The organism is Roseateles sp. L2-2, from assembly GCF_050613215.1.
GTDB classification, from domain to species: Bacteria; Pseudomonadota; Gammaproteobacteria; order Burkholderiales; family Burkholderiaceae_C; genus Roseateles; species Roseateles noduli.
This window is the reverse complement of sequence record NZ_CP192509.1, coordinates 4,581,052-4,601,411: the sequence shown is the minus strand read 5'-3', so window position 1 is coordinate 4,601,411 and position 20,360 is coordinate 4,581,052. Positions and strand designations below refer to the sequence as shown.

At 68.6% G+C, this 20,360-nt stretch carries 18 protein-coding genes and 2 tRNA genes; 12 read left to right on the top strand and 8 right to left on the bottom strand.

Features of this window, described 5'->3' with window-relative positions; all coding sequences use genetic code 11:
• A complete protein-coding gene (gene ilvD / locus ACQZ13_RS20520; protein ID WP_431047624.1) occupies nt 1–1,722 on the bottom strand; it encodes a dihydroxy-acid dehydratase in 1,722 nt (573 codons plus the stop codon).
• 103 nt (nt 1,723–1,825) lie between these two features.
• Between ilvD and ACQZ13_RS20515 the strand changes: the two genes are divergently transcribed.
• The 6 genes from ACQZ13_RS20515 (at nt 1,826) to ACQZ13_RS20490 (ending at nt 5,917) form a co-directional block, all read left to right on the top strand.
• Nucleotides 1,826–2,725, top strand: coding sequence for a LysR family transcriptional regulator (locus ACQZ13_RS20515; protein ID WP_431047622.1), 900 nt, complete (start codon nt 1,826–1,828; stop codon nt 2,723–2,725).
• A gap of 146 nt (nt 2,726–2,871) precedes the next feature.
• The gene (locus ACQZ13_RS20510) at nt 2,872–3,924 is read left to right on the top strand and encodes a tetratricopeptide repeat protein (protein ID WP_431047620.1); all 1,053 of its coding nucleotides are present in this window, start codon (nt 2,872–2,874) and stop codon (nt 3,922–3,924) included.
• Nucleotides 3,925–3,971: 47 nt separating this feature from the next.
• Nucleotides 3,972–4,802: a prolipoprotein diacylglyceryl transferase gene (gene lgt, locus ACQZ13_RS20505; RefSeq protein WP_088405372.1), complete on the top strand. Its 831-nt coding sequence runs from the start codon at nt 3,972–3,974 to the stop codon at nt 4,800–4,802.
• 8 nt (nt 4,803–4,810) lie between these two features.
• Entirely contained in the window at nt 4,811–5,530 is a 720-nt protein-coding gene (dnaQ, locus tag ACQZ13_RS20500; RefSeq protein ID WP_431047618.1) for a DNA polymerase III subunit epsilon, read from the top strand.
• A gap of 159 nt (nt 5,531–5,689) precedes the next feature.
• Nucleotides 5,690–5,764: transfer RNA gene (locus ACQZ13_RS20495), tRNA-Val, on the top strand.
• A gap of 78 nt (nt 5,765–5,842) precedes the next feature.
• Nucleotides 5,843–5,917, top strand: a tRNA-Val gene (locus ACQZ13_RS20490).
• Between the two features lie 50 nt (nt 5,918–5,967).
• Here the strand turns inward: ACQZ13_RS20490 and ACQZ13_RS20485 are convergent.
• Nucleotides 5,968–6,195 (bottom strand): hypothetical protein, encoded by a 228-nt coding sequence (locus ACQZ13_RS20485; protein ID WP_431047616.1) that lies wholly within the window; start codon nt 6,193–6,195, stop codon nt 5,968–5,970.
• Nucleotides 6,196–6,324: 129 nt separating this feature from the next.
• Here ACQZ13_RS20485 and ACQZ13_RS20480 point away from each other — a divergent pair, with 129 nt between their 5' ends.
• The gene (locus tag ACQZ13_RS20480) at nt 6,325–7,173 is read left to right on the top strand and encodes a DUF4743 domain-containing protein (protein WP_431047614.1); all 849 of its coding nucleotides are present in this window, start codon (nt 6,325–6,327) and stop codon (nt 7,171–7,173) included.
• 50 nt (nt 7,174–7,223) lie between these two features.
• Nucleotides 7,224–8,330: an NAD(P)/FAD-dependent oxidoreductase gene (locus ACQZ13_RS20475; protein WP_431047612.1), complete on the top strand. Its 1,107-nt coding sequence runs from the start codon at nt 7,224–7,226 to the stop codon at nt 8,328–8,330.
• A 108-nt stretch (nt 8,331–8,438) separates the two neighbouring features.
• On the opposite strand, the gene ACQZ13_RS20470 is transcribed toward ACQZ13_RS20475, so the two are convergent.
• Nucleotides 8,439–9,431: a Bug family tripartite tricarboxylate transporter substrate binding protein gene (locus ACQZ13_RS20470; protein ID WP_431047610.1), complete on the bottom strand. Its 993-nt coding sequence runs from the start codon at nt 9,429–9,431 to the stop codon at nt 8,439–8,441.
• Nucleotides 9,424–10,344 carry a LysR family transcriptional regulator gene (locus tag ACQZ13_RS20465; protein WP_431047608.1) on the bottom strand — a complete coding sequence of 307 codons (921 nt, stop codon included), beginning with the start codon at nt 10,342–10,344 and terminating at the stop codon, nt 9,424–9,426. Before ACQZ13_RS20465 ends, ACQZ13_RS20470 begins: the two co-directional genes overlap by 8 nt.
• 268 nt (nt 10,345–10,612) lie before the next feature.
• Here ACQZ13_RS20465 and ACQZ13_RS20460 point away from each other — a divergent pair, with 268 nt between their 5' ends.
• From ACQZ13_RS20460 to ACQZ13_RS20450, 3 genes are all read left to right on the top strand, one after another.
• Complete coding sequence (locus tag ACQZ13_RS20460; protein WP_331615080.1) at nt 10,613–11,716, top strand: porin; 1,104 nt, start codon at nt 10,613–10,615, stop codon at nt 11,714–11,716.
• 81 nt (nt 11,717–11,797) lie between these two features.
• Nucleotides 11,798–13,102 carry a PEP-CTERM sorting domain-containing protein gene (locus ACQZ13_RS20455; RefSeq protein ID WP_431047605.1) on the top strand — a complete coding sequence of 435 codons (1,305 nt, stop codon included), beginning with the start codon at nt 11,798–11,800 and terminating at the stop codon, nt 13,100–13,102.
• A gap of 110 nt (nt 13,103–13,212) precedes the next feature.
• On the top strand, nt 13,213–14,568 hold the full coding sequence (locus tag ACQZ13_RS20450; protein WP_431053316.1) for a hypothetical protein: 1,356 nt from the start codon (nt 13,213–13,215) through the stop codon (nt 14,566–14,568).
• Nucleotides 14,569–14,625: 57 nt separating this feature from the next.
• Here ACQZ13_RS20450 and ACQZ13_RS20445 read toward each other — a convergent pair whose 3' ends face one another.
• Complete coding sequence (locus ACQZ13_RS20445; protein ID WP_431047603.1) at nt 14,626–14,850, bottom strand: type II toxin-antitoxin system death-on-curing family toxin; 225 nt, start codon at nt 14,848–14,850, stop codon at nt 14,626–14,628.
• A 167-nt stretch (nt 14,851–15,017) separates the two neighbouring features.
• Nucleotides 15,018–15,215, bottom strand: a complete 198-nt coding sequence (locus ACQZ13_RS20440; protein WP_431047601.1) for a hypothetical protein — start codon at nt 15,213–15,215, stop codon at nt 15,018–15,020.
• 255 nt (nt 15,216–15,470) lie between these two features.
• Between ACQZ13_RS20440 and ACQZ13_RS20435 the strand changes: the two genes are divergently transcribed.
• Nucleotides 15,471–17,384 (top strand): amidohydrolase, encoded by a 1,914-nt coding sequence (locus ACQZ13_RS20435; RefSeq protein WP_431053314.1) that lies wholly within the window; start codon nt 15,471–15,473, stop codon nt 17,382–17,384.
• A 68-nt stretch (nt 17,385–17,452) separates the two neighbouring features.
• On the opposite strand, the gene ACQZ13_RS20430 is transcribed toward ACQZ13_RS20435, so the two are convergent.
• Entirely contained in the window at nt 17,453–18,331 is an 879-nt protein-coding gene (locus tag ACQZ13_RS20430; RefSeq protein WP_431053312.1) for an amidohydrolase family protein, read from the bottom strand.
• Nucleotides 18,332–18,428: 97 nt separating this feature from the next.
• Nucleotides 18,429–20,297 (bottom strand): glycoside hydrolase family 13 protein, encoded by a 1,869-nt coding sequence (locus ACQZ13_RS20425; protein ID WP_431047599.1) that lies wholly within the window; start codon nt 20,295–20,297, stop codon nt 18,429–18,431.
• Nucleotides 20,298–20,360: the final 63 nt, after the last annotated feature.

The window sequence follows — 20,360 nt, the reverse complement described above, 5'->3', positions numbered from 1 at the left end:
TCACTCGAACTTGTCGAGCACCGCGCCCGAGCTGGCGCTCGACGCGTTCCTGGCGAACTTCGCCAGCACGCCGCGCGTGTAGCGCGGGGCGGGCTGCTTCCAGGCGGCCTTGCGGCGCGCCAGTTCCGCGTCGTCGACGTTGAGCTGCAGCAGCAGTTGCAGCGCGTCGATGGTGATGGAGTCGCCCTCCTGCACCAGCGCGATCGTGCCGCCGGCATAGGCCTCCGGCGCCACGTGGCCGACGACCATGCCCCAGGTGCCGCCCGAGAAGCGGCCGTCGGTGATCAGGCCGACGCTTTCGCCCAGGCCCTGGCCGATCAGCGCGCCGGTGGGCGCCAGCATCTCCGGCATGCCCGGACCGCCCTTGGGGCCCAGGTAGCGCAGCACCATCACGTCGCCGGCCTTGATCTGGTTGGCCATGATGGCCGCCAGCGCCGACTGCTCGTCGTCGAAGACGCGCGCCGGGCCGGTGATGACCGGATTCTTCAGGCCGGTGATCTTGGCCACGCAGCCTTCGGGCGAGAGGTTGCCCTTCAGGATGGCCAGGTGGCCCTGCGCGTAGATCGGGTCGGCCACCGCGCGGATCACCTCCTGCTCCGGCGACAGGTCCGGCACGTCGGCCAGGTTCTCGGCGACGGTCTTGCCGGTGATGGTGATGCAGTCGCCGTGCAGCAGGCCGGCCTTCAGCAGCTGCTTCATGACGGCGGGGATGCCGCCGGCCTTGTGCAGGTCCACGGCCAGGAAGCGGCCGCTGGGCTTGAGGTCGCACAGCACCGGGATCTTCGTGCGCATGCGTTCGAAGTCGTCGATGGTCCAGTCCACTTCGGCCGCGTGCGCGATCGCCAGGAAGTGCAGTACCGCGTTGGTCGAGCCGCCGGTGGCCATGATCACCGCGACGGCGTTCTCGATGGCCTTCTTCGTCACGATGTCGCGCGGCTTCAGGTCGGCCTTGACGGCGGCGACCAGGTAGTCGGCGGCGCGCTTGGTGTTCTCGACGACCTCGTCCTCCACGTTGGACATGCTCGACGAGTAGGGCAGCGACATGCCCAGCGCCTCGAAGGCCGAGCTCATCGTGTTGGCGGTGTACATGCCGCCGCAGGAGCCGCTGCCGGGGATGGCGCGCTTCTCGATCTGGCAGAAGTCCTCTTCGCTCATCTTGCCCGCGCTGAACTGGCCGACCGCCTCGAAGACGCTGACGATGTTCAGGTCCTGGCCCTTGTAGTGGCCGGGCTTGATGGTGCCGCCGTAGATGTAGATCGCCGGCACGTTGGCGCGCAGCATGCCCATCATGCCGCCGGGCATGTTCTTGTCGCAGCCGCCGATCACCATCACGCCGTCCAGCCACTGGCCGCCGACGCAGGTCTCGACGCAGTCGGAGATGACCTCGCGCGAGACCAGCGAGTACTTCATGCCCTCGGTGCCCATGGCCATGCCGTCGGAGATCGTCGGCGTGCCGAAGAGCTGCGCGTTGGCGCCGGCGGCCTTCAGGCCGATGACGGCGGCGTCGGCCAGCTTCTGCAGGCCGGAGTTGCAGGGCGTGATCGTCGAGTGTCCGTTGGCCACGCCGATCATCGGCTTGCCGAAGTCGCCCTCCTGGTAGCCCATGCCGTAGTACATCGAGCGGTTGGGCGCGCGCGCGACGCCCTCGGTGATGTTCTTCGAACGGCGGTTGGGCGCGTCGTCGTGGGGTGCCGTGGCGGCGTTGTTCTTCGGGTCGGTCATGGTGTCGTCCTGGCGAGCGAGGCTTGGAGCGCGCCAGTATGCGTCGCCCCTTCCTGCGGGTCCAATATATAGTTGACGCCGTTTTGATTCATGTCGTGTATCGATGATCGAGCTCCGTCCCTTGCGCCAGTTCCTGGTGCTGGCCGAGGAACTGCACTTCGGCCGCGCCGCCGAGCGGCTGCACATGACGCAGCCGCCGCTCAGCCTGGCCGTGCAGAAGCTGGAGGCGCAACTGGGCGTCCAGCTGCTGGAGCGCCGCCGGCGCACCGTGGCGCTGACGGCGGCCGGATTGGCGCTCGTGGAGGCGTCGACCCGGCTGATCGAGCAGGCCGACCAGGTGCCCGCCCGGGTCCGCGCGGCCGCCAGCGGCGAGGCCGGACGGCTGAGCCTGGGCTTCGTGTCGACCGTCGGTTACGGCGACATGCCGCGCTGGCTGCGGCTGTTCCGCGAGGCGCTGCCCGAGGTGCAGCTCGCGCTGCGGGAGGCGACGCTCGACGTGCAGCTGCGCGGCTTCGAGACGGGCGAGCTCGACGCCGGATTCGCGATCCACGCACCCGGCGCCGAGCCGGCCGGTTTCGAATGCCTGACCGTGTCGACCGAGCCGCTGGTGCTCGCGCATGCCGAGGACTGGGCGCTGGCGCGACGCGGCGGTCCGTCGCTGGAGGACGTGCTGCGGGAGCCGCTGGTCGTGTTCCCGCGCGAGATCGCGCCCTCGCTCTTCGACGCCTTGCTGGGCTTCTACCGCGCGCACGGCGCCACGCCGCACATCGCGCAGGAAGCCATCCAGATGCAGACCATCGTCAATCTGGTGTCGGCCGGCATGGGCGTGGCCTGGGTGCCGCAGTCGGTCTGCGCGCTGCAGCGGCCGGGCGTGCGCTACCGGCCGTGGCCGTCGGCGCGTGTGCCGGCCTGCGACACCAGCCTGATCTGGCGCCGCGACGCCTCGCCGGTGGTGCACCGCTTCGTGGACCATGTCCGCGGGCAGGTGAAAGTCAAGGCGTGACCCCGTCCGGAACGGCGCCGAAGGGGCAGGTCCGGCCTGCAGCTTGCCGATGGTGAACACGAAGGTGAAGTTCCGTATCCGGCATGCCGCGGGCATGCAGGCCCGGCGGACTTCTGCGACCATGCGTCGATGAAAGGACGTTCCCTGTGACAGCACCCCGCAACAACGACGACGACCGCCGCCGCGGCATCTGGCGACGCCTGATCGGTGCGATCTGCGTCATCACCGGGTTCTCGATGGTCATGAGCGTGGCCTTCGCGACGCCGGCGCGCGCGGCCGTGCTCAAGGACGCCGAGCTGCAGGCGCTGCTCGACGCGGGCCGCGCGGACGATCTGGAGAAACTCGCCGCGCAACGCGTGAAGGCCGATCCGGACGATCCGCAGGCGGGGGCCGCGCTGGCGCTGGCGCAGCTGGATCTGGCCGACGGCGCGGTGTTGAAGCAGAACACGCAGCGGCTGGAGCAATGCGTGCAGCGCACGCCGAACGAAGGCGCGTGCCACTACGCGCTGGCGCTCGCGCTGGTGATGCAGGCGCGGGGTGGCAGCAAGCTGAAGGCGCTGGGCTCGCTGGGCCGGGTGAGCGAGCTGGCGCAGCGCGCCATGACGCTGCTGCCGGATGCGCCCGAGCCGCGCAGCGCGCTGCAGCAGTACTACCTGGCGCTGCCGAGCTTCGTCGGCGGCGGGGAGTCGAAGGCGCGCGTGCTGGAGCAGGACGTGAAGGACCCGGCGCAGCTGAGCCTGATGCGCGCGCGGGTGGCGGCGTCGAAGAAGGACTGGCCGGCGATGGAGAAGGCGCTGCGCGCCGTGAAGACGCAGCGGCCTGAGCTGCTGCTGGAGCTGCGCGTGCTGTGGAGCGACTACGGCCGCAACCTGTTCTTCAGCGATCAGAAAGAGCGGGCGGTGCCGTGGTTCGAGGAGCTGCTCAAGAGCCAGCCGAACCAGGCGATGGGCGCCTACGGTCTGGGCCGTGCGTACGACGCGCTGGGCCAGTACGACAAGGCGGTGGCCGCTTTCGAGCGGGCCCGCGGCATGACGGGCGCGGAGCAGCTGGGTCTGGACCGGCGCCTGGGCAGTGCGTTGGCGGGCAAGGGTGACAAGGCCGGCGCGCGCGCCGCGCTGCAGCGCTGCGTCGACAACCGTCGCGGCAGCAGCGGCGACATCGAGGACTGCCGCAAGCAGCTGGCCGCGCTGGGGAACTGACGGGCAGCTTTATGATTCGCGCCTTCTCGACGCGGTAAAGCTCCTTCATGTTGGTCCATCCCCAGTTCGACCCTGTCGCCATCAACATCTTCGGATGGCCGATCCATTGGTACGGGCTGATGTACCTGACGGCCTTCGGCCTGTTCCTATGGCTGGGCAACCGCATGGTCCGCAAGCCCTGGAACGCGGCGCGCGGCTGGACCCGGCGCGACATCGACGACCTGCTGTTCTACGGTGTGCTCGGCGTGGTGCTGGGCGGCCGGCTGGGCTACGTGTTCTTCTACAAGCCCGGCTACTACATGAGCCATCCGGGCGAGATCCTGGCGGTGTGGCAGGGCGGCATGTCCTTCCACGGCGGGCTGCTGGGCGTGATCGTCGCGCTGGCCTTCTTCGCGTGGCGGCGTGGTTTCAACTTCCTGGAAGTCGGCGACATCGTGGCGCCTTGCGTGCCCACCGGCCTGGCCGCGGGACGTCTGGGCAACTTCATCAACGGCGAGCTGTGGGGACGCGCGGCCGATCCCAGCCTGCCCTGGGCGATGGTGTTCCCGCAGGCCAACGACGCGGTGCCGCGTCACCCCTCGCAGCTGTACCAGTTCCTGGGCGAAGGCGTGCTGCTGTTCATCGTGCTGTGGCTGTTCGCGCGCAAGCCCAGACCGATGGCGGCGGTGTCGGGGCTGTTCCTGGTCGGCTACGGCGTGGCGCGATTCGTCGTCGAGTACTTCCGCGAGCCCGACAGCTTCCTCACCCTCGACAAGCAGCCGCTGCACCTGAGCCAGGGCCAGTGGCTGAGCGCGCCGATGATCGTCATCGGCCTCCTCATGATGCTGTGGGCCTACCGGCGCGCGGCACGACTGCAGGCGTCGCCCGCGACGCGTTGAGACTTCCCATGCGTCAGATCTTCTTCGATACCGAAACCACCGGCCTGAATCCCGAATCGGGCGACCGCGTCGTCGACATCGGCTGCGTGGAGATGGTGAACCGTCAGCTGACGGGGCGTCATCTGCACTTCTACCTGAACCCCGAGCGCGACATGCCCGAGGAGGCGTTCCGCGTCCACGGCCTGAGCGCGGAGTTCCTGTCGGACAAGCCCAAGTTCGCGCAGATCGTCGACGAGTTCCTGGAGTTCATCCGCGACGCGGAGCTGATCGCGCACAACGCGGCCTTCGACGTCGGCTTCATCAATGCCGAGCTCAAGCGCTGCGGCAAGGCGCCGCTGCACGAATGCGTGGAGAGCGTGCGCGACACGCTGCTGATGGCGCGGGACATGTTCCCGGGCAAGGCGAACTCGCTGGACGCGCTGTGCCGCCGGCTGGAGGTCGACAACAGCAACCGCGGCCTGCACGGCGCGGTGAAGGACGCGGAGCTGCTGGCGGAGGTCTTCATCCGCCTGACGCGGGGTCAGGACTCGCTGGTCATCGACGACAGCGCGTCCTCGTCGTCGGGGGAGGGCGGTCAGCTGGAGGTCGTGGCCATCGACTTCAGCGCCTTCGACCTGCCGGTGATTCCGGCTACGGCCGAGGAGTTGGTATTGCACGAGAAGTCGCTGGCGGACATCGACAAGGCCAGCGGCGGCAAGCGCATCTGGCAGGTGCCGGCGGCGGCCTGAACGTCAGGCTGAACAGGAGCCTGTGCAACGACGCGTGCGATGAGAGTCAAAGAGTTCTTGAATCGCGTCAAATTCTCATGGCATAATCTTCGACTTTCCCGGACATCCAAAACTGCAGCGCAAGCAGCAATGCGAGCAGTGGTTGAGGACGACAAGACCGGGCGGTTAGCTCAGCGGTAGAGCACTGCCTTCACACGGCAGGGGTCGCAGGTTCGAACCCTGCACCGCCCACCAAAGTCTCTTCATCGAAGTTTTCTTCGGAGTCGCTTTGGATTCTTGTTGGAAGTTTGAGGAAGACCCGGTCCAGATACCGGGCGGTTAGCTCAGCGGTAGAGCACTGCCTTCACACGGCAGGGGTCGCAGGTTCGAACCCTGCACCGCCCACCAGATCAACCCCGTCAACGCAAGTTGGCGGGGTTTTTTCTTTGGTGCCCATCTCAAGGATGGATGAACTTGATCATGCCGAACATGAGCGTGATTGAAGCGACTTGCCCACCAACGATCCATAGGACCAGCGAGTTCCGCATCTGCGCCATCTCGCCTCGCCAGTCGGCGATGTCGCCGCGCAGCCCCGCGATCTCTTGCTTCAGCTCGGTGCGAAGCAGGCCAATCTCGCTTCGGACGCCAGCAAACTCTGATTTCAAATCCGTCAATTCCACTGTCATTGAGCGGCTCCTTCGCGTTGTGTACTGCGAGTTCGTGGATGGGGTGGGCAGGGATCATCCTGCGTTCAAGGGGTCTCGTCTCTCGCACATTTCAGTCATTGATGGGGGAGGCGCGGAGAGAATCAGCACATGCCTTCGCTGCTGCCGCCATCGCTCATCGTCGTCATTCCGCGCTGTCTGCAACTCGCGAGTCAGCCGGTGCCGGACGGACTCATTCCGTTGCGAATGGGCGGCCTCACGATCGGTCGCGTGCACCCGATGCGCCAGGTCTTGCTCGCCGAGCTCTGGCCCGAACTTGAGCGCCGTGATGGGGCGTTGTGCTGGGATGCCGAGGCGCTCGATGTCGAGGCTCGTTCGATGCGCATCGGCGAGGTCGCACTCGCGTTGAAGGAACGCGGCGCGATCACCGGCTGGCGCGGCGAGCGCTACGCCTGCGAGCGGCCCGTCGACGATCCTTGCGCCGAACGAGGCGAGGTGCTGTTCCGCCTGGAGCGCGCCGCCTTCCGCTTCTTCGGGCTCATGAGCCGTGCGGTGCACATCAACGGCTTCCTGCCCGGCGCGCGGCTCGTGTGCGGTCGGCGTGCGCTGTCGAAGGCGACCGATCCCGGCAAGCTCGACAACCTCGCCGCCGGCGGGCTGACCGCCGATGAAGACCTGGTTGACTGCGCGCGTCGCGAGTTGCGCGAAGAGGCGGGCGTGCCGATGACGATCAGCGCCGCGGTGCAGGCGCGCGGTGCGTTGCGCAGCACGCGCATGGAGCCCGAAGGCCTGCACGACGAGGTGCTGCACGTGTTCAGTCTTCAGTTGCCCGCCGGCTTCTCGCCGCGCAACGGCGACGGCGAAGTCAGTGAGTTCCTGACGCTGGATCTGGAGACCCTCGCGCATCGACTCGCCGCGGGCGAGTTCAGTCATGACGCGGCCGCGGTGAGCGCGTTCGGGCTCCAGCATTCGCACGCGCTCGCCGATCTGCGCGCCTGATCGTCGACCCAGCGCGGACGGGACGGGCGAGGCTGGTCACAATCGCTCGCATGGATCAAGTCGATGCAGTGGTGATCGGGGCCGGCGTCGTCGGCCTCGCGGTCGGCCGGGCGCTGGCGATGCGCGGTCTGGAAACGCTGGTGCTCGAACGCGAGCTCGCCATCGGCACCGGCGTGAGTTCGCGCAACAGCGAGGTCATCCATGCCGGGCTCTACTACCCGGCGGGGTCGCTGAAGGCGCGTCTGTGCGTGCGCGGCAAGCAGCTGCTCTATGCGCACTGCGAATCGCATGGTGTGCCGCACCAGCGTTGCGGCAAGCTCGTTGTCGCCACGTCGGCGGATCAACTGCCCGGCCTGCACGCGCTGCAGGCAAAGGCCTCCATCAACGGCGTCGACGACCTGCGCTGGCTCACGCGCGAAGAAGCCCTTGCGCTTGAACCCCAGTTGCAATGCGAGGCTGCGCTGCTCTCGCCGTCGACCGGCATCGTCGACAGCCATGGGCTGATGCTGTCGCTGCAGGGTGATCTCGAACGCCACGGCGGCGCGGTCGCCTTCGGCGCGGCGGTGACCGCGGTGCGTCGCGACGGCGCCGGGCACGTGGTCCACACTGACGACATCACGCTCGGCGCCCGCATCGTCGTCAACGCGACTGGGTTGCATGCACCGATGCTCGCTGCCTCGATCGAGGGCCTGCCTCCGCCGCCCGCCGCGCGCTTCAGCAAGGGCTGCTACTTCGCGCTGCAGGGACGGGCGCCGTTCTCGCGCCTCGTGTATCCGATGCCGCAGGACGCATGGTTGGGTGTGCATCTGACGCTGGACCTCGGCGGCCAGGCGCGGTTCGGACCTGATGCGCAGTGGCTGGACGTCGAGAACCCCGAAGACATCGACTACGCCGTCGATCCCGTCCGCGCCGACGTGTTCTACGACGACGTGCGCCGCTACTGGCCTGCGCTGCCGGACGGCGCGCTGCAGCCGGCCTACAGCGGCGTGCGGCCGAAGATCCATGGGCCGCACGAGCCCGCGCCCGACTTCCGCATCGACGGTCCCGCGCAGCATGGCGTGCCGGGACTCGTGAACCTGATGGGCATCGAGTCGCCTGGGCTCACGAGTTCGCTGGCGATTGCCGAGGAAGTCGTCGCACGTTGCGGTCTCGAGTGAGTTCGCGGTCGTTCAGGGACGGCAGGGCGTGAGGTTTGGACGCTTGCCGGCCGGGCCTCATGCCCTGGCGGCCAAGCGCTCAGTCAGGGAAGGTGGAATGGCCCCGGCTCAATCCGCCGGCACGCGCAGCGCGCGGTCCCGTTCCTTCGCGATGCGCGCGGCGAAGTCTGCTGATGAGCCACCGGTCGGCAGGTTGCTGACGTCGAGGATTTTCGAGCGGATCTCGGGCATGCGCAGCGCCTCGTTGATCACCGTGTTGATCAGGCGCAGCCGGTCTTCGGGCACGCCTCTCGGCGCGAAGAGGCCGAAGGTCGACACCAGGTTCGCGTCGGGGAATCCGAGCTCCGCCAAGGTCGGCACATCGGGCAGCACCGGCAGTCGCACCGGCGAGCCGATCGCGAGCGCCTTGAGCTTGCCCTGGCGAACGAACTGCAGCTGCTGCGAGGCGACGTTCGAGGACAGCAGCTCGAACTGCCCGCCGATTGCATCGGTCAGCTGTTGCCCGCCGCCCTTGTAGGGTACATGGATGATGTCGACGCGCGCTGCGGTGCGCACCTGGGCCAGCACCATGTGGCCGACCGTCGCGTTGCCAGAGGTGGCCCATCGCAACTGACCCGGCGCGCGGCGCGCGGCGGCGATCATGGCGCCGAAGTTCTTCGGCTTGAACGATGGGTGCGCGAGCACGAGGACCGGCGTGTCCATGATGCTGACGACCGGGGCCACGTCGGGCGTCGGCAAGGCGCTCGAGACCGGCACGAACACCAGCGGCGAGATGGCGCAGTAGGCCAGCGTGTGGCCGTCGGGCGCGGCGCGTGCGAGCGACTCCAGCGCGGTCAGTCCGCCGGCGCCGGCGCGGTTCTCGACGATCACCGGCACCTTCAGCCGGGTGCTCATGTGCTGTCCGAGCGCGCGCGCGGTCTCGTCGCTGACGCCGCCGGGCGGGTAGGCGACGAGGAGATGGATGGGGCGGGTCGGCCAGGCGTCTCCCGCCACGGCCGACTGGCCGTGGGCCGCAACACTCATGCCCAGTGCCGTCGCCATCGGCATGAGGCGCGGTACGCCGCCGCCGACCGCGGCTTTCAACAGATCGCGCCTACGCATCGCGGTGCTCCATCGCGATGCGACGCGCCAGCGCCAGGAAGGTCGCCGTCGGACCTTCCTGATCGTGCGAGCGGTAGGCGATCGTCAACGGCGCCTCCAGCCGCGCGTGTTTCTCCAGCGGCCGGAACACGATTGAATGCGCATGCACCCCGCGCATCGACGCCGGCACCACGGTGATGCCCGCGCCGGCCGCGACCAGGTTCAGGTTCATCATCATCCGGTCGACCTCGACGAAGCTGCGCGGCTTGACGCCGTCGCGCTCGCACAGCGCCAGCAGGTTGGCGTAGAGGCCCGGCGCGCCGGGGCGGCGCACGAGGATCAGGTCCTCGTCCTCCAGCTCCGCCAGCGGCACCGGCGTCGACCCGGCGCGCGGCACCTTCGCCAGCCGGTGGTCCAGCGGCAGTGCCAGCAGCGCGGGCTCGGTCAGCAGCGTCTCGAAGCTCACACCCTCGGGCTGCGCGACCGGCACGCGCAGGAAGGCGCAGTGCAGCCGCGACTTCACGATCGCCTCGATCAAGCCGGCGGCGTGGTTCTCGGTCATCGTCAGCGCGATCCCGGGGTGCTCGCCGCGGCATTCGCGCAACACCGCCGGCGTGAACGCATGCGCCGCCGCCGAGCTGGTGAACCCGATCGCCAGCAACCCGTGCTGCCCGCCGGCCAGGCGGTCCATCCGGTCCCGCATGTCGTTGTAATCGCGCAGCAGTCGTCGCGCCTCGTCCAGGAACTGGCGGCCGCCGTCCGTCAGGCTCACGCCCTTCGGATGGCGGTGCAGCAGGGCGATGCCCAGCTCCTGCTCCAGCGTCTTGATCTGCTGGCTCAACGGCGGCTGCTGCATCCCGAGCAGCGCCGCGGCGCGCGTCATGTGGCCGGTCTCCGCGACCGTCACGAAATAGCGCAGATGTCGGAGGTCCATGTCTGCGTTGTCTCCTGGTCCTCGGGCTCGCCGCGGCTTTCCTCTGCGGAAGCTACGTACGTCCCATATTCAAAACGTCTCGGACTCTGCGGATCAGTGTATTTGACGCTATGGAGGGCGGTCACTAAGGTCCGGCCCGGATACCGAAGAAACCTGCCAAGAAGGCAATCCAAGAACCGTCCAAGAACGGTCCCACTGCGGTCGGGTGAGCAGTACGACGAGCGGTCCCGAACGAGGACACGACGACAACCAGACGGAGACAACGTTGATGAATACGAAACGACACTCGAGGAACGCGGTGAGCGTGCGCAAGGCCTTGGTCCTGGCCGCCGCCGCGGTGGGAGCAGCCGGCGCCGCGCAGGCGCAGAGCGGCAGCAGCGTGCAGGTGTTCGGCCTGCTCGACATCGGTGTGCAGGCGCTGAAGTCCAGCGGCACCGACACGCGCTACCTGGTCAACAGCGACGGCAACACGTCCAGCCGCTTCGGCGTGCGCGGCACCGAGGACCTGGGCGGCGGGCTCAAGGTCGGCTTCTGGCTGGAGTCGGCGGTGGCCGTCGACGACGGCACCAGCGGCGCGACCAGCACCAACAACAAGGACTCGGTGAGCGGCGGCCTGACCTGGGGCCGGCGCGCGACGGTGCAGATCTCCTCGGCCGACTGGGGCGAGCTGCGCCTGGGCCGCGACTACGTGCCGTCCTTCGGCAACCTGACCACGTCCATGCATCCGTTCGGGACCAACGGCGTCGGCAGCTCGGGCCTGCTGTTCTACCCGGTGCCGGCCGGCGGCACGACCGCGCGCACCAGCGTGCGGGCGTCCAACTCGATCGGCTATTTCACGCCCTCGGGCTTGAACGGCTTCTACGGCCACGCGATGCTGGCCCTGGGCGAGCAGGGCGCGGGACCGACGCGCAAGGACGGCCAGTTGACGGGCGTGCGCATCGGCTGGCGCAACGAGGTCTTCAACACCTCGGCGGCGATCTCCAAGACCCGCTACGCGACCGGCGACTACACGCAGAGCAACGTGGGCGTGGCCTACACCTGGGGCCCGGCCAAGCTGATGGCGCTGTGGGGCCGCAACGAGATCGGCATCAGCAGCACCACGGCCACCATGCTGGGCACGCAGTGGCAGGTCTGGCCGCAGGGCGAGGTCCGCTTCGCCTACACCTGGCTGAAGGCCAAGAACGTCGCCAGCGACGCCAACCAGATCGCGATCGGCTACGTGCACGACCTGTCCAAGCGGACGGCGCTGTACACCAACCTGTCCAAGATCGATAACAAGGGCCGCGGCGTGCGCTTCAACGTCGGCCTGGCGACGACCCAGCCCGGCGGCGACAGCGGCGGCTTCGAGGCCGGCGTGCGCCACAACTTCTGATCCTTGCCTGATCCCTGTCCGACCCCGGTCGGACAGTCGCCTCACCTCGGCTTCAACCAGCAGCAACGAAGGAGCACGACCATGTCGACCACCATGCTCTCCCAACCCCTGAGCCGGACCCGCGCGGTCGTGCTCGCCTTCACCGCCCTGGCGGGCCTCGCGGCGTTCGCGCCGACGGGCGCCCACGCCGAAGCGACGAAGATCCTCTTCGTCGGCAACAGCTACACCTTCGGACGCGTCGATCCGGTGATGAGCTACAACGCCGCCAACGTCCACGACCTGACGGCCGCGATGTACGCCAGCAACCCGAGCGGCGCCAACAGCTTCGAGCCCCACCCGTGGGGCGGCGTCGCCGGCATCTTCAAGCAGTTCACCGTGCAGGTCGGGCTGGACTACGACGTGTCGATCTCGGCGCGCAACGCGGCCTCGCTGCGCGGGCAGTTCCTCAACACCAACAACGCCGGCTGGGACCTGCGCGGCAACATCGGTTCGCAGGCCTGGGACAAGGTCGTGCTGCAGGAGCAGAGCGACGAGCCGCTGACCAAGCAGCCGGGTCTGGCCTCCAACCCGGCCTACTTCAACACCTACACCAACCTGATCGAGAACTGGATCCACCAGGGCAACGCGCTGAGCTACCGCGAGCGCGACCTGATCGGCGGCACGAACGCGAAGTGCGCGGAGATCACCGGCGCGTCGACGGGCACCTGCTCGCTGCTGCGCAATGTGCCGGCGAACGCCAATGCCAACGCGAATGCCGATGTCTATCTCTATCAGACCTGGGCGCGGCCCAATCTGGTCAACGCGCCCAGCAAGACGGTCACCGACGAGAACACCGGCGAAGTGACACCGACGGGGCAACCCGCGCCCTCGTTCTACCCGTCGCTGCAGGCGATGACGGACGACCTCAAGCAGGCCTACACGGCCGCCGCGCTGATGGCGGGCGCGGACGGCTCGGGCGGCATCGCGGGCGTCGCGCCGGTGGGCGAGGCCTTCATGCGCGCGATCGCCGCGGGCGTCGCGACGCCCGACATGTATGCGTCGACGGCGGCCACGGACGGTCTGCTCGACCTGTGGTTCGACGACGGCACCCATGCGAGCAAGTACGGCTCCTACCTGAGCGCGCTGACGCTCTTTGGCACCATCACCGGCCTGGATCCGGCGGTGCTGGGCCTGAACGAGATCGCCGCGCGGGACCTCGGCATCAGCGCGGCGCAGGCGCTGCTGCTGCAGCGCGTGGCGAGCGACCAGCTCGGTTTTGCCGCGGCGGTGCCGGAGCCGGAGACGCTCGCGTTGGCGGGCCTGGCTCTGGGCCTGTTGTGGATGATGCGCCGCGGTCGCCAGCAGCGACTGTCGGCCGGGGGCACGATGCCCGCAGTGCCTGCATGACCGCCACCGCGGTCCGGGCGTGAACCCTGAAGGGAGATGAAGGGATGAGGATGCTGATGACACAAGGGGCCGGCAGCGGCGCGTGGAAACCGGCTGTGCGCACGGCGACGATGGCGGCCGCAGCCGCGTTGGCGCTGGGCGTTCTCGGCCTGACGGGCTGTGCGCCCGTCGCCGTGGCGAAGAAGCCGCAAGGTCCTGTCTTCGACATGGCGCGTGAAGCCGCGCCGACCCCGACGGCCTGTCCGTCGGGCGTCGGCGACGGCGCGAGCTGCCTGTCGGGCACGGACAGCGCCGGAGCGATCTACATGATCGTGATGCCCAAGCAGTGGAACGGCGACCTGGTCGTGCACGCGCACGGCGGGCCCTTCCTGGGGGCGCCGACGGTCAAGCGCGTGACGGAGGACGTCGAGCGCTGGACCATCATGCCGCGCCTGGGCTACGCCTTCGCGTCGTCGAGCTACCGCCAGGGCGGCGTCGCGGTGAGCGCCGCGGCCGAGGACAACGAGCGCCTGCGCCGCCTGTTCATCGACAAGGTCGCCAAGCCCAAGCATGTGTACCTGCACGGCCAGTCCTGGGGCGCCAGCGTCGCGGCGAAGGGCGCGGAGCTGTTCGCCGACGGCAAGCCCTATGACGCGGTGCTGCTGACCTCGGGCGTGCTGGGCGGCGGGACGCGGAGCTACGACTTCCGTCTGGACCTGCGCGTCGTCTACCAGTACCTCTGCCACAACCACCCGCTGCCGAGCGAGCCGCAGTACCCGCTCAACATCGGGCTGCCGGCGGACTCGCCGATGAAGCAGGCGGACCTGGCCAAACGTGTCGACGACTGCCTGGGCCTGAACAAGCCGGCGGCGGAGCGGTCGGCGGAGCAGACGGCGAAGATCAAGACCATCGTCGACGTGATCCACATTCCGGAGCGCAGCATCCAGTCGCATCTGAACTGGGCGACCTGGCACTTCCAGGACATCGCGCAGAAGCGCACCGGCGGCGCGAGCCCCTTCGGCAACGTCGGCGCGGTGTATGCGGGTTCCAGCGACGACGCGGCGCTGAACGCCGGTGTGCTGCGCTACAAGGCTGACGCGAAGGCCGTGGCGACCTTGTCCGCCGATGCGGACCTGGGCGGGAAGATCCCGGTGCCGGTGCTGACGGTGCACGCGATCCACGACCCGACGGCGATGGTCGAGCTGCAGGAGAGCTTCGGCCGCACGATGGCCGCGGCGGGACGCGGTGACGCGCTGGTGCAGACCTTCACCGGCGACCGGGACCACAGCTACCTGAGCGACCCGACCTATGCGGCACTGATGGACGCGCTGACGACCTGGGCGACGCAAGGGAAGAAGCCCACGCCCGAGTCCATCGCCGCCGGCTGCGAGAAGGCGAAGGAGAAGCTGGGTCAGACCTGCCGCTTCGAGCCGAAGTACCAGGTGAAGGCGGTCGAGACGCGGGTGCCGAAGCGCGACCGGCCCTGAAAGCGCTGAGCGCCGAGAGGAATGCGATGAGGCGTCGGGACGACGCCTCATCGCGGCTCATTCGGCGAGTCCTTGTGGGGGACGACAGAGCGAGAGGAAGATGGCTGCGAGGTCCTTTTCGTCGAGATGCCCTTGAGCGACATCGACCATGACTTCTTCAAGATCCCTGCTCCGTTGAAGCAGGACTCCTTCCGAGTCGAGGTGTGCCAAGGCGCTCAAAAGCGCCGTTCGCTTGTTGCCATCGTTGAAGACATGTCCGCGAGCGATGGCCACTGCATACATGGCGGCGGTCTCTCAAAGACGTCGGTCATGCCTGCGAACTGCATCCTGTTGATGACACGCGCCAGTGCGCTTTCCAGCGCGCCCGGTCCGAGCACACCGGGCAATCCACCTTCATCCCGAAGGATTGAATCGTGGATTCGGAGAACCTGGTCTGCGTCCAGCATGCTTCAGCGCTTCGCAAGGGCACGCAGCACGTCTCGGTGCTCTGCGATGAGTCGATCGACGGTGGCGATGAACTCCGGACTCACGCCGCCGGAGGAGCGGTGTTCTTCTCCTGGAGGCGGAAGATTCTTCGCAGGGTAGATCTGCGTCCGCTCGTGATAGGGGATGCCGTATTTCTCATGTATCTCGCGTGGTGACTTCATGAACAACTCCTTGGGTACCCAGCGTATTCGGCCCTCGGCGTCTCTCGCAATCACCTCTACGTAGGTATCGCATCCCCCATTGGTGTCCCCCCTTTCGGGAGAGGCCCGTCGCGACAATCCGGCGAAGAATCGGCCGGTCCTCACGCACAGGAGCCTGCCATGTTCACCGACCTGATCCGCACCGGCCGCGAGGACGCGCCGCAGGGCAGCCGCCGCGATTTCATGGAGGCCGCCGCCGCGCTCGGGATCAGCGTGATGGCGGGACCGGTGCTCGCGCAGTCGGGGAAGGGCGGCGCGCCCGAAATGATCCTGCGCAACGGTCGCATCACGACGATGGACCCGGCGAAGCCCGAGGCCACCGCGATCGCGCTGCGCGACGGCGTCGTGATGGCGGTCGGCACGGACGCGGAGATCGCGAAGCTCGCCGGCGCGAAGACCCGCGTCGTCGACGTCGAGAAGCGCCGCGTGATCCCGGGGCTCACCGACTCCCACATGCACATCATCCGCGGCGGGCTCAACTTCAACATGGAGCTGCGCTGGGACGGCGTGCGCTCGCTGGGCGCGGCGCTGCAGATGCTCAAGGACCAGGCCGCGCGCACGCCCGCGCCGCAGTGGGTGCGGGTGGTCGGCGGCTGGAACGAATTCCAGTTCGACGAGAAGCGCATGCCGACGCTCGCCGAGCTCAACGCCGCCGCGCCGGACACGCCGGTGTTCGTGCTCAACCTCTACAACCAGGCTTTCCTCAACCGCGCGGCCCTGCGCGCCGTCGGCTACACGAAGGACACGCCGCAGCCCGCCGGCGCCATCATCGAGCGCGACGCGCGCGGCGAGCCCACCGGGCTGCTGCTGGCCGAGCCCAACGCCTTCATCCTCTACAACACGCTGAACCTCGGACCCAAGCTCGACCCCGAGCAGCAGCTCAACTCCACGCTGCACTTCATGCGCGAGGAGAACCGGCTCGGCGTGACCTCGGTCGGCGACGCGGGCGGCGGCTTCCAGAACTACCCCGACGACTACGCGATCATCGACAAGCTCGCCAAGGAGAACCGCCTCACGGTGCGCATCGCCTACAACCTGTTCCCGCAGAAGGCGAAACAGGAACTGGCGGACTTCCAGCGCTGGGCCAGGATGGGCAGGCCCGGCGACGGCAGCGATTTCTACAAGCTCAACGGCGCGGGCGAGATGCTGGCCTTCAGCGCGGCGGACTTCGAGGACTTCCTCCAGCCGCGACCCGAGATGCCGGCGGCGATGGAGAACGACCTGGAAGGCGTTGTGCGTTTCCTCGCCGGCAACGGCTGGCCGTGGCGCATGCATGCGACCTACAACGAGACGGTGTCGCGCAGCCTGGACGTGTTCGAGAAGGTCCACCGCGACCATCCGATCGACCAGCTCGGCTGGTTCTTCGACCACTGCGAGACGGTCACGCCGCAGAACCTCGAACGCATCAGGCGGCTGGGCGGCGGCATCGCGGTGCAGAACCGGATGTCGATGCAAGGGGAGTACTTCATCCGCCGCTACGGGCTGAAGGCGACCGCCGAGACGCCGCCGGTCAAGCGCATGCTGGAGATGGGCATCCCCGTCTCGCTGGGCACGGACGCGACGCGCGTCAACAGCTACAACCCGTGGCAGGCGCTGTACTGGCTGGTGTCGGGGCGCACCATCGGCGGCACGCTGCTGTATCCGGAGGAGCGGCGGCTGGACCGCGTCGCCGCGCTGCGCCTGATGACCGCCGACGGCGCCTGGTTCTCGCGCGAGACGGGGAAGAAGGGCGTGCTGAAGCCGGGCGCGTTCGGCGACCTGGCGGTGCTGGACCGCGACTTCCTGACCGTGCCGGAGGACCAGATCCAGGACATCACCTCCGTGCTGACCGTGGTGGCCGGCAAGCCGGTGCACGGCAGCGGCGCGTATGCGTCGCTCGCACCCGCGCTGCCGCCCGCGATGCCGGACTGGTCGCCGGTGAAGACCTACGGCGGCTACCAGGCGCGCAAGTCGGCGGTGGCCTCATCGCTGAGCGATGCCGAGCGCCGCTACCAGTACGCCGCGCAGTGCGCCTGCGCGAGCGGCTGCGGCGTGCATGGCCACGATCACACGGCAGTCGCCAGCGCGGCGCGCGATGCGACGTCGGCGCAGGCGTTCTGGGGCGCGATGGGGTGCAGCTGCTACGTGTGATGCCGTGTTCCGGCGTCGAGTCTGCAGGCCGGCCTGGCCTCAGCGCCGCTGCGCGCAGGTGAAGGGCTTCAGTCGGGCAGGCCGAAGAGCTTCGCCGCGTTGCTCCACGCGATCCCGCGTGCGACATCCGCCGGCAGATCGCCGAGCCAGACGCGGTAGCCCTGCATCGTCGCTTCGTAGTTCTGCCAGCGCTGGTTGACCCAGGTGTCGGAGCCCACGAGGAAACGATCCGGGTACTTCAGGATCAGCGCGCGCCACTCGGCGCAGAGCTTGCCGTCGTCGCAAGTGAGGCCGGGGCGATAGGACAGCTCGCCCATCAGCCGCGGGTACTTCGCGAGCAGCGCCTCGACGCGCGCGATCGGTGCGCCGTTGATGCCGGTGTGCGCCCAGATCAGGCGTGCCTCACGCCCCTTGCTCGGGGTCGCCTCCATCAGCAGATCGATCGCTTCGTCGTCGACGTGCGCGAGGACGACGAGCGACTTCTCTTCCGCCAGCGCCATGAGCTTGCGGGCGACCGGACCGCGCGCGTTGGCGCTGTCGTAGAGGTGGAATTCGCCGAGCCCGCGATACGGACTCGAAGCAGTCCCGCGCGCCAGCTCCTCCTGGACCATCTTGTAGATGCTCTCGTCGCGGAACCAGTTGTCGTAGTCGGCGCGATTCCGGTAGAGGCGGATGAAGGGCACCACGGTCACGCCCGCCGCCCGCGTCTCAGGCCACTGCGCGAGAGTGCGCGTGCCGTCGTTCGGCCGCGAGTTGGAGAGGATCGCCTTCACGCCGCTGCGCTTCATGCGCGCGAGCACATCCGCTGGCGGATGCGGACCCTCGCGACCGTTCCAGGCTTCCTCGTTGTAGTGGAGGTGGGCGTCGAAGATCGGGCCGGCGTAGTCGGCCGCGCGGGCCGCGCCGCCGCCGGACAGACACATCGCCAACGCGGCGCACATCGGCATCAGCAGGCGGAGGGCAGGGCGCATGGGCGGCTCCAGTCGAGGGGACCGGGGCCGATTCTCACCCAGTCGCCGACCCGCCCGGTCGGCGGTCACGCGTTCATTCGATCGACAGCAGCGTCACGGAGCGGGCCGGCAGCGTGAGGGTCCTGCCCAGCGTCCTGCGCTCGCCGGTCAGGACGTCGACCGCCGTGTCGCCTGCGCGCAGCATCTCGGGGAAACGCGTCAGGTCCAGTTCGCGCGCTTCCTTCGCCTTGCTCATCACCAGCATCAGGCGCTTGCCGCCCAGGCCCTTCGCGGCGTCGTAGCGGAACAGCACGTAGGTCTCCGCCAGCGGCGCGTACTGCATCAGCGCGCCGTCGTGCACCAGCGTCTCCGCCTTGCGCCAGTTCAGCAGCCGCTTCAGCCACGCCTGCGCGCCGGCCTGGCGTTCGCCCAGCCCCGCGCCGGTGAAGGCGTTCACCGCGTCCCCGGCCCAGCCGCCGGGGAAGTCCCCCCGCACCGCGCCGTCGTCGCGATGGCGCGGGCTGGTCATCAGGATCTCCGAGCCGTAAAAGAACTGCGGGATGCGCCGCACGAAGGACAGGTAGGCCCAGGCCATCTTCGTCAGCTCGAGGTCGTCGTGCAGCACGCTGTAGACGCGCGGCGTGTCGTGGTTGCCTTCGAAGAGCACCAGGTTGGCCGGGTCCGGGTAGACGAAGTCGTGCGCCAGCGCCTCATAGATCTTCATGAAGCCGCCGTCGTGCGCGTCCTGCTGGTTCAGGCCGGCGAGCAGCGCCTCCTGCAGCGGGAAGTCCATCAGGCTGGGCAGCGACGACACGTAGCCGTCGTGGTTGCGCTTGCCCGCCTGCCAGTAGGACACCACGGCCGGGTGCGGGCTCCATTCCTCGCCGACGATGTTCAGCTTCGGGTACTCGTCCTTCAGGCGCTTCGACCATGCGGCCAGGAAGTCCTTGTCGGAGTAGCTGTAGGTGTCGGTGCGCACGCCGGCCAGGTCGGCGGTCTCGATCCACCACAGGCTCATCTGCGTCAGGTAGGTCGCCACCAGCGGCTGGCGCTGGTTGAGATCGGGCATGCCGGGGCTGAACCAGCCGTCGCTGAAGCGCTGGCGGTCGCTGGGCGCCGCGTACGGGTCCTGCAGCGACATCCGCGCGTGATGGGTCTCGGTGTACTGGGGCCAGGTGTTGACCCAGTCCGCCGTCGGCAGGTCGGCCATCCACCAGTGATGCACGCCGATGTGGTTCAGCACGATGTCCTGGATCAGGCCGATGCCGTGGCGCTTGGCCTCGGCGCCGAGCCGCACGTAGTCGGCGTTGCTGCCGAAGCGCGGATCGACCTGGTAGAAGTCCGTCGCGCCGTAGCCGTGGTAGCTCCACTTGGGGCTGTCGTTCACCGACAGCGGCGTGGGCCACAGCATCGTGAAGCCCATCGCGGCGATGTAGTCGAGGTGGGCCGTCAGGCCGGCGAGGTCGCCGCCGTGGCGGCCGCCCGGATCGGCGCGGTTCAGGCCTTCAGCCAGACCCGGCACGACGTCGTTGGACGGGTCGCCGTTGGCGAAGCGGTCCGGCACCACCAGGTAGATCGCGTCCTTGGGGCCGAAGCTCGCGCGCTGCGCCGAGCCCGCCGTGCGCTCGCGCAAGGCGTAGGGATGTTCGAGGACGACCTTGCCGTCGCGCTTGAGGCGAAGCGTCAGCGTGCCCGGCCTGGCCGACGCCTCGATCCGCAGGTCGACGAACAGGTAGTTGGGGCTGTCGCCGCGACGCGTGCCGACCAGCGTCACGCCGGGGGCGGGGGCGAGTTCAACTTCCAGGGCGCCGATGCCGGCACCATGCAGCATCACCTGCAGGTCGGGCGACTTCATGCCGACCCACCAGTCCGGCGGCTCGACGCGAGCGATCGTGAGCGCGGTGGAAGGCGAGGCGGAAGCAGCGGGAGCGGCCGTCGCGGCGGCGGCGGGGGCGTTGGTCATGACGAGGAGGCTCGAGGCGAGGGAAGCGAATGAGACGAATGAGGCAAGGGAGGCGAAGGTCGA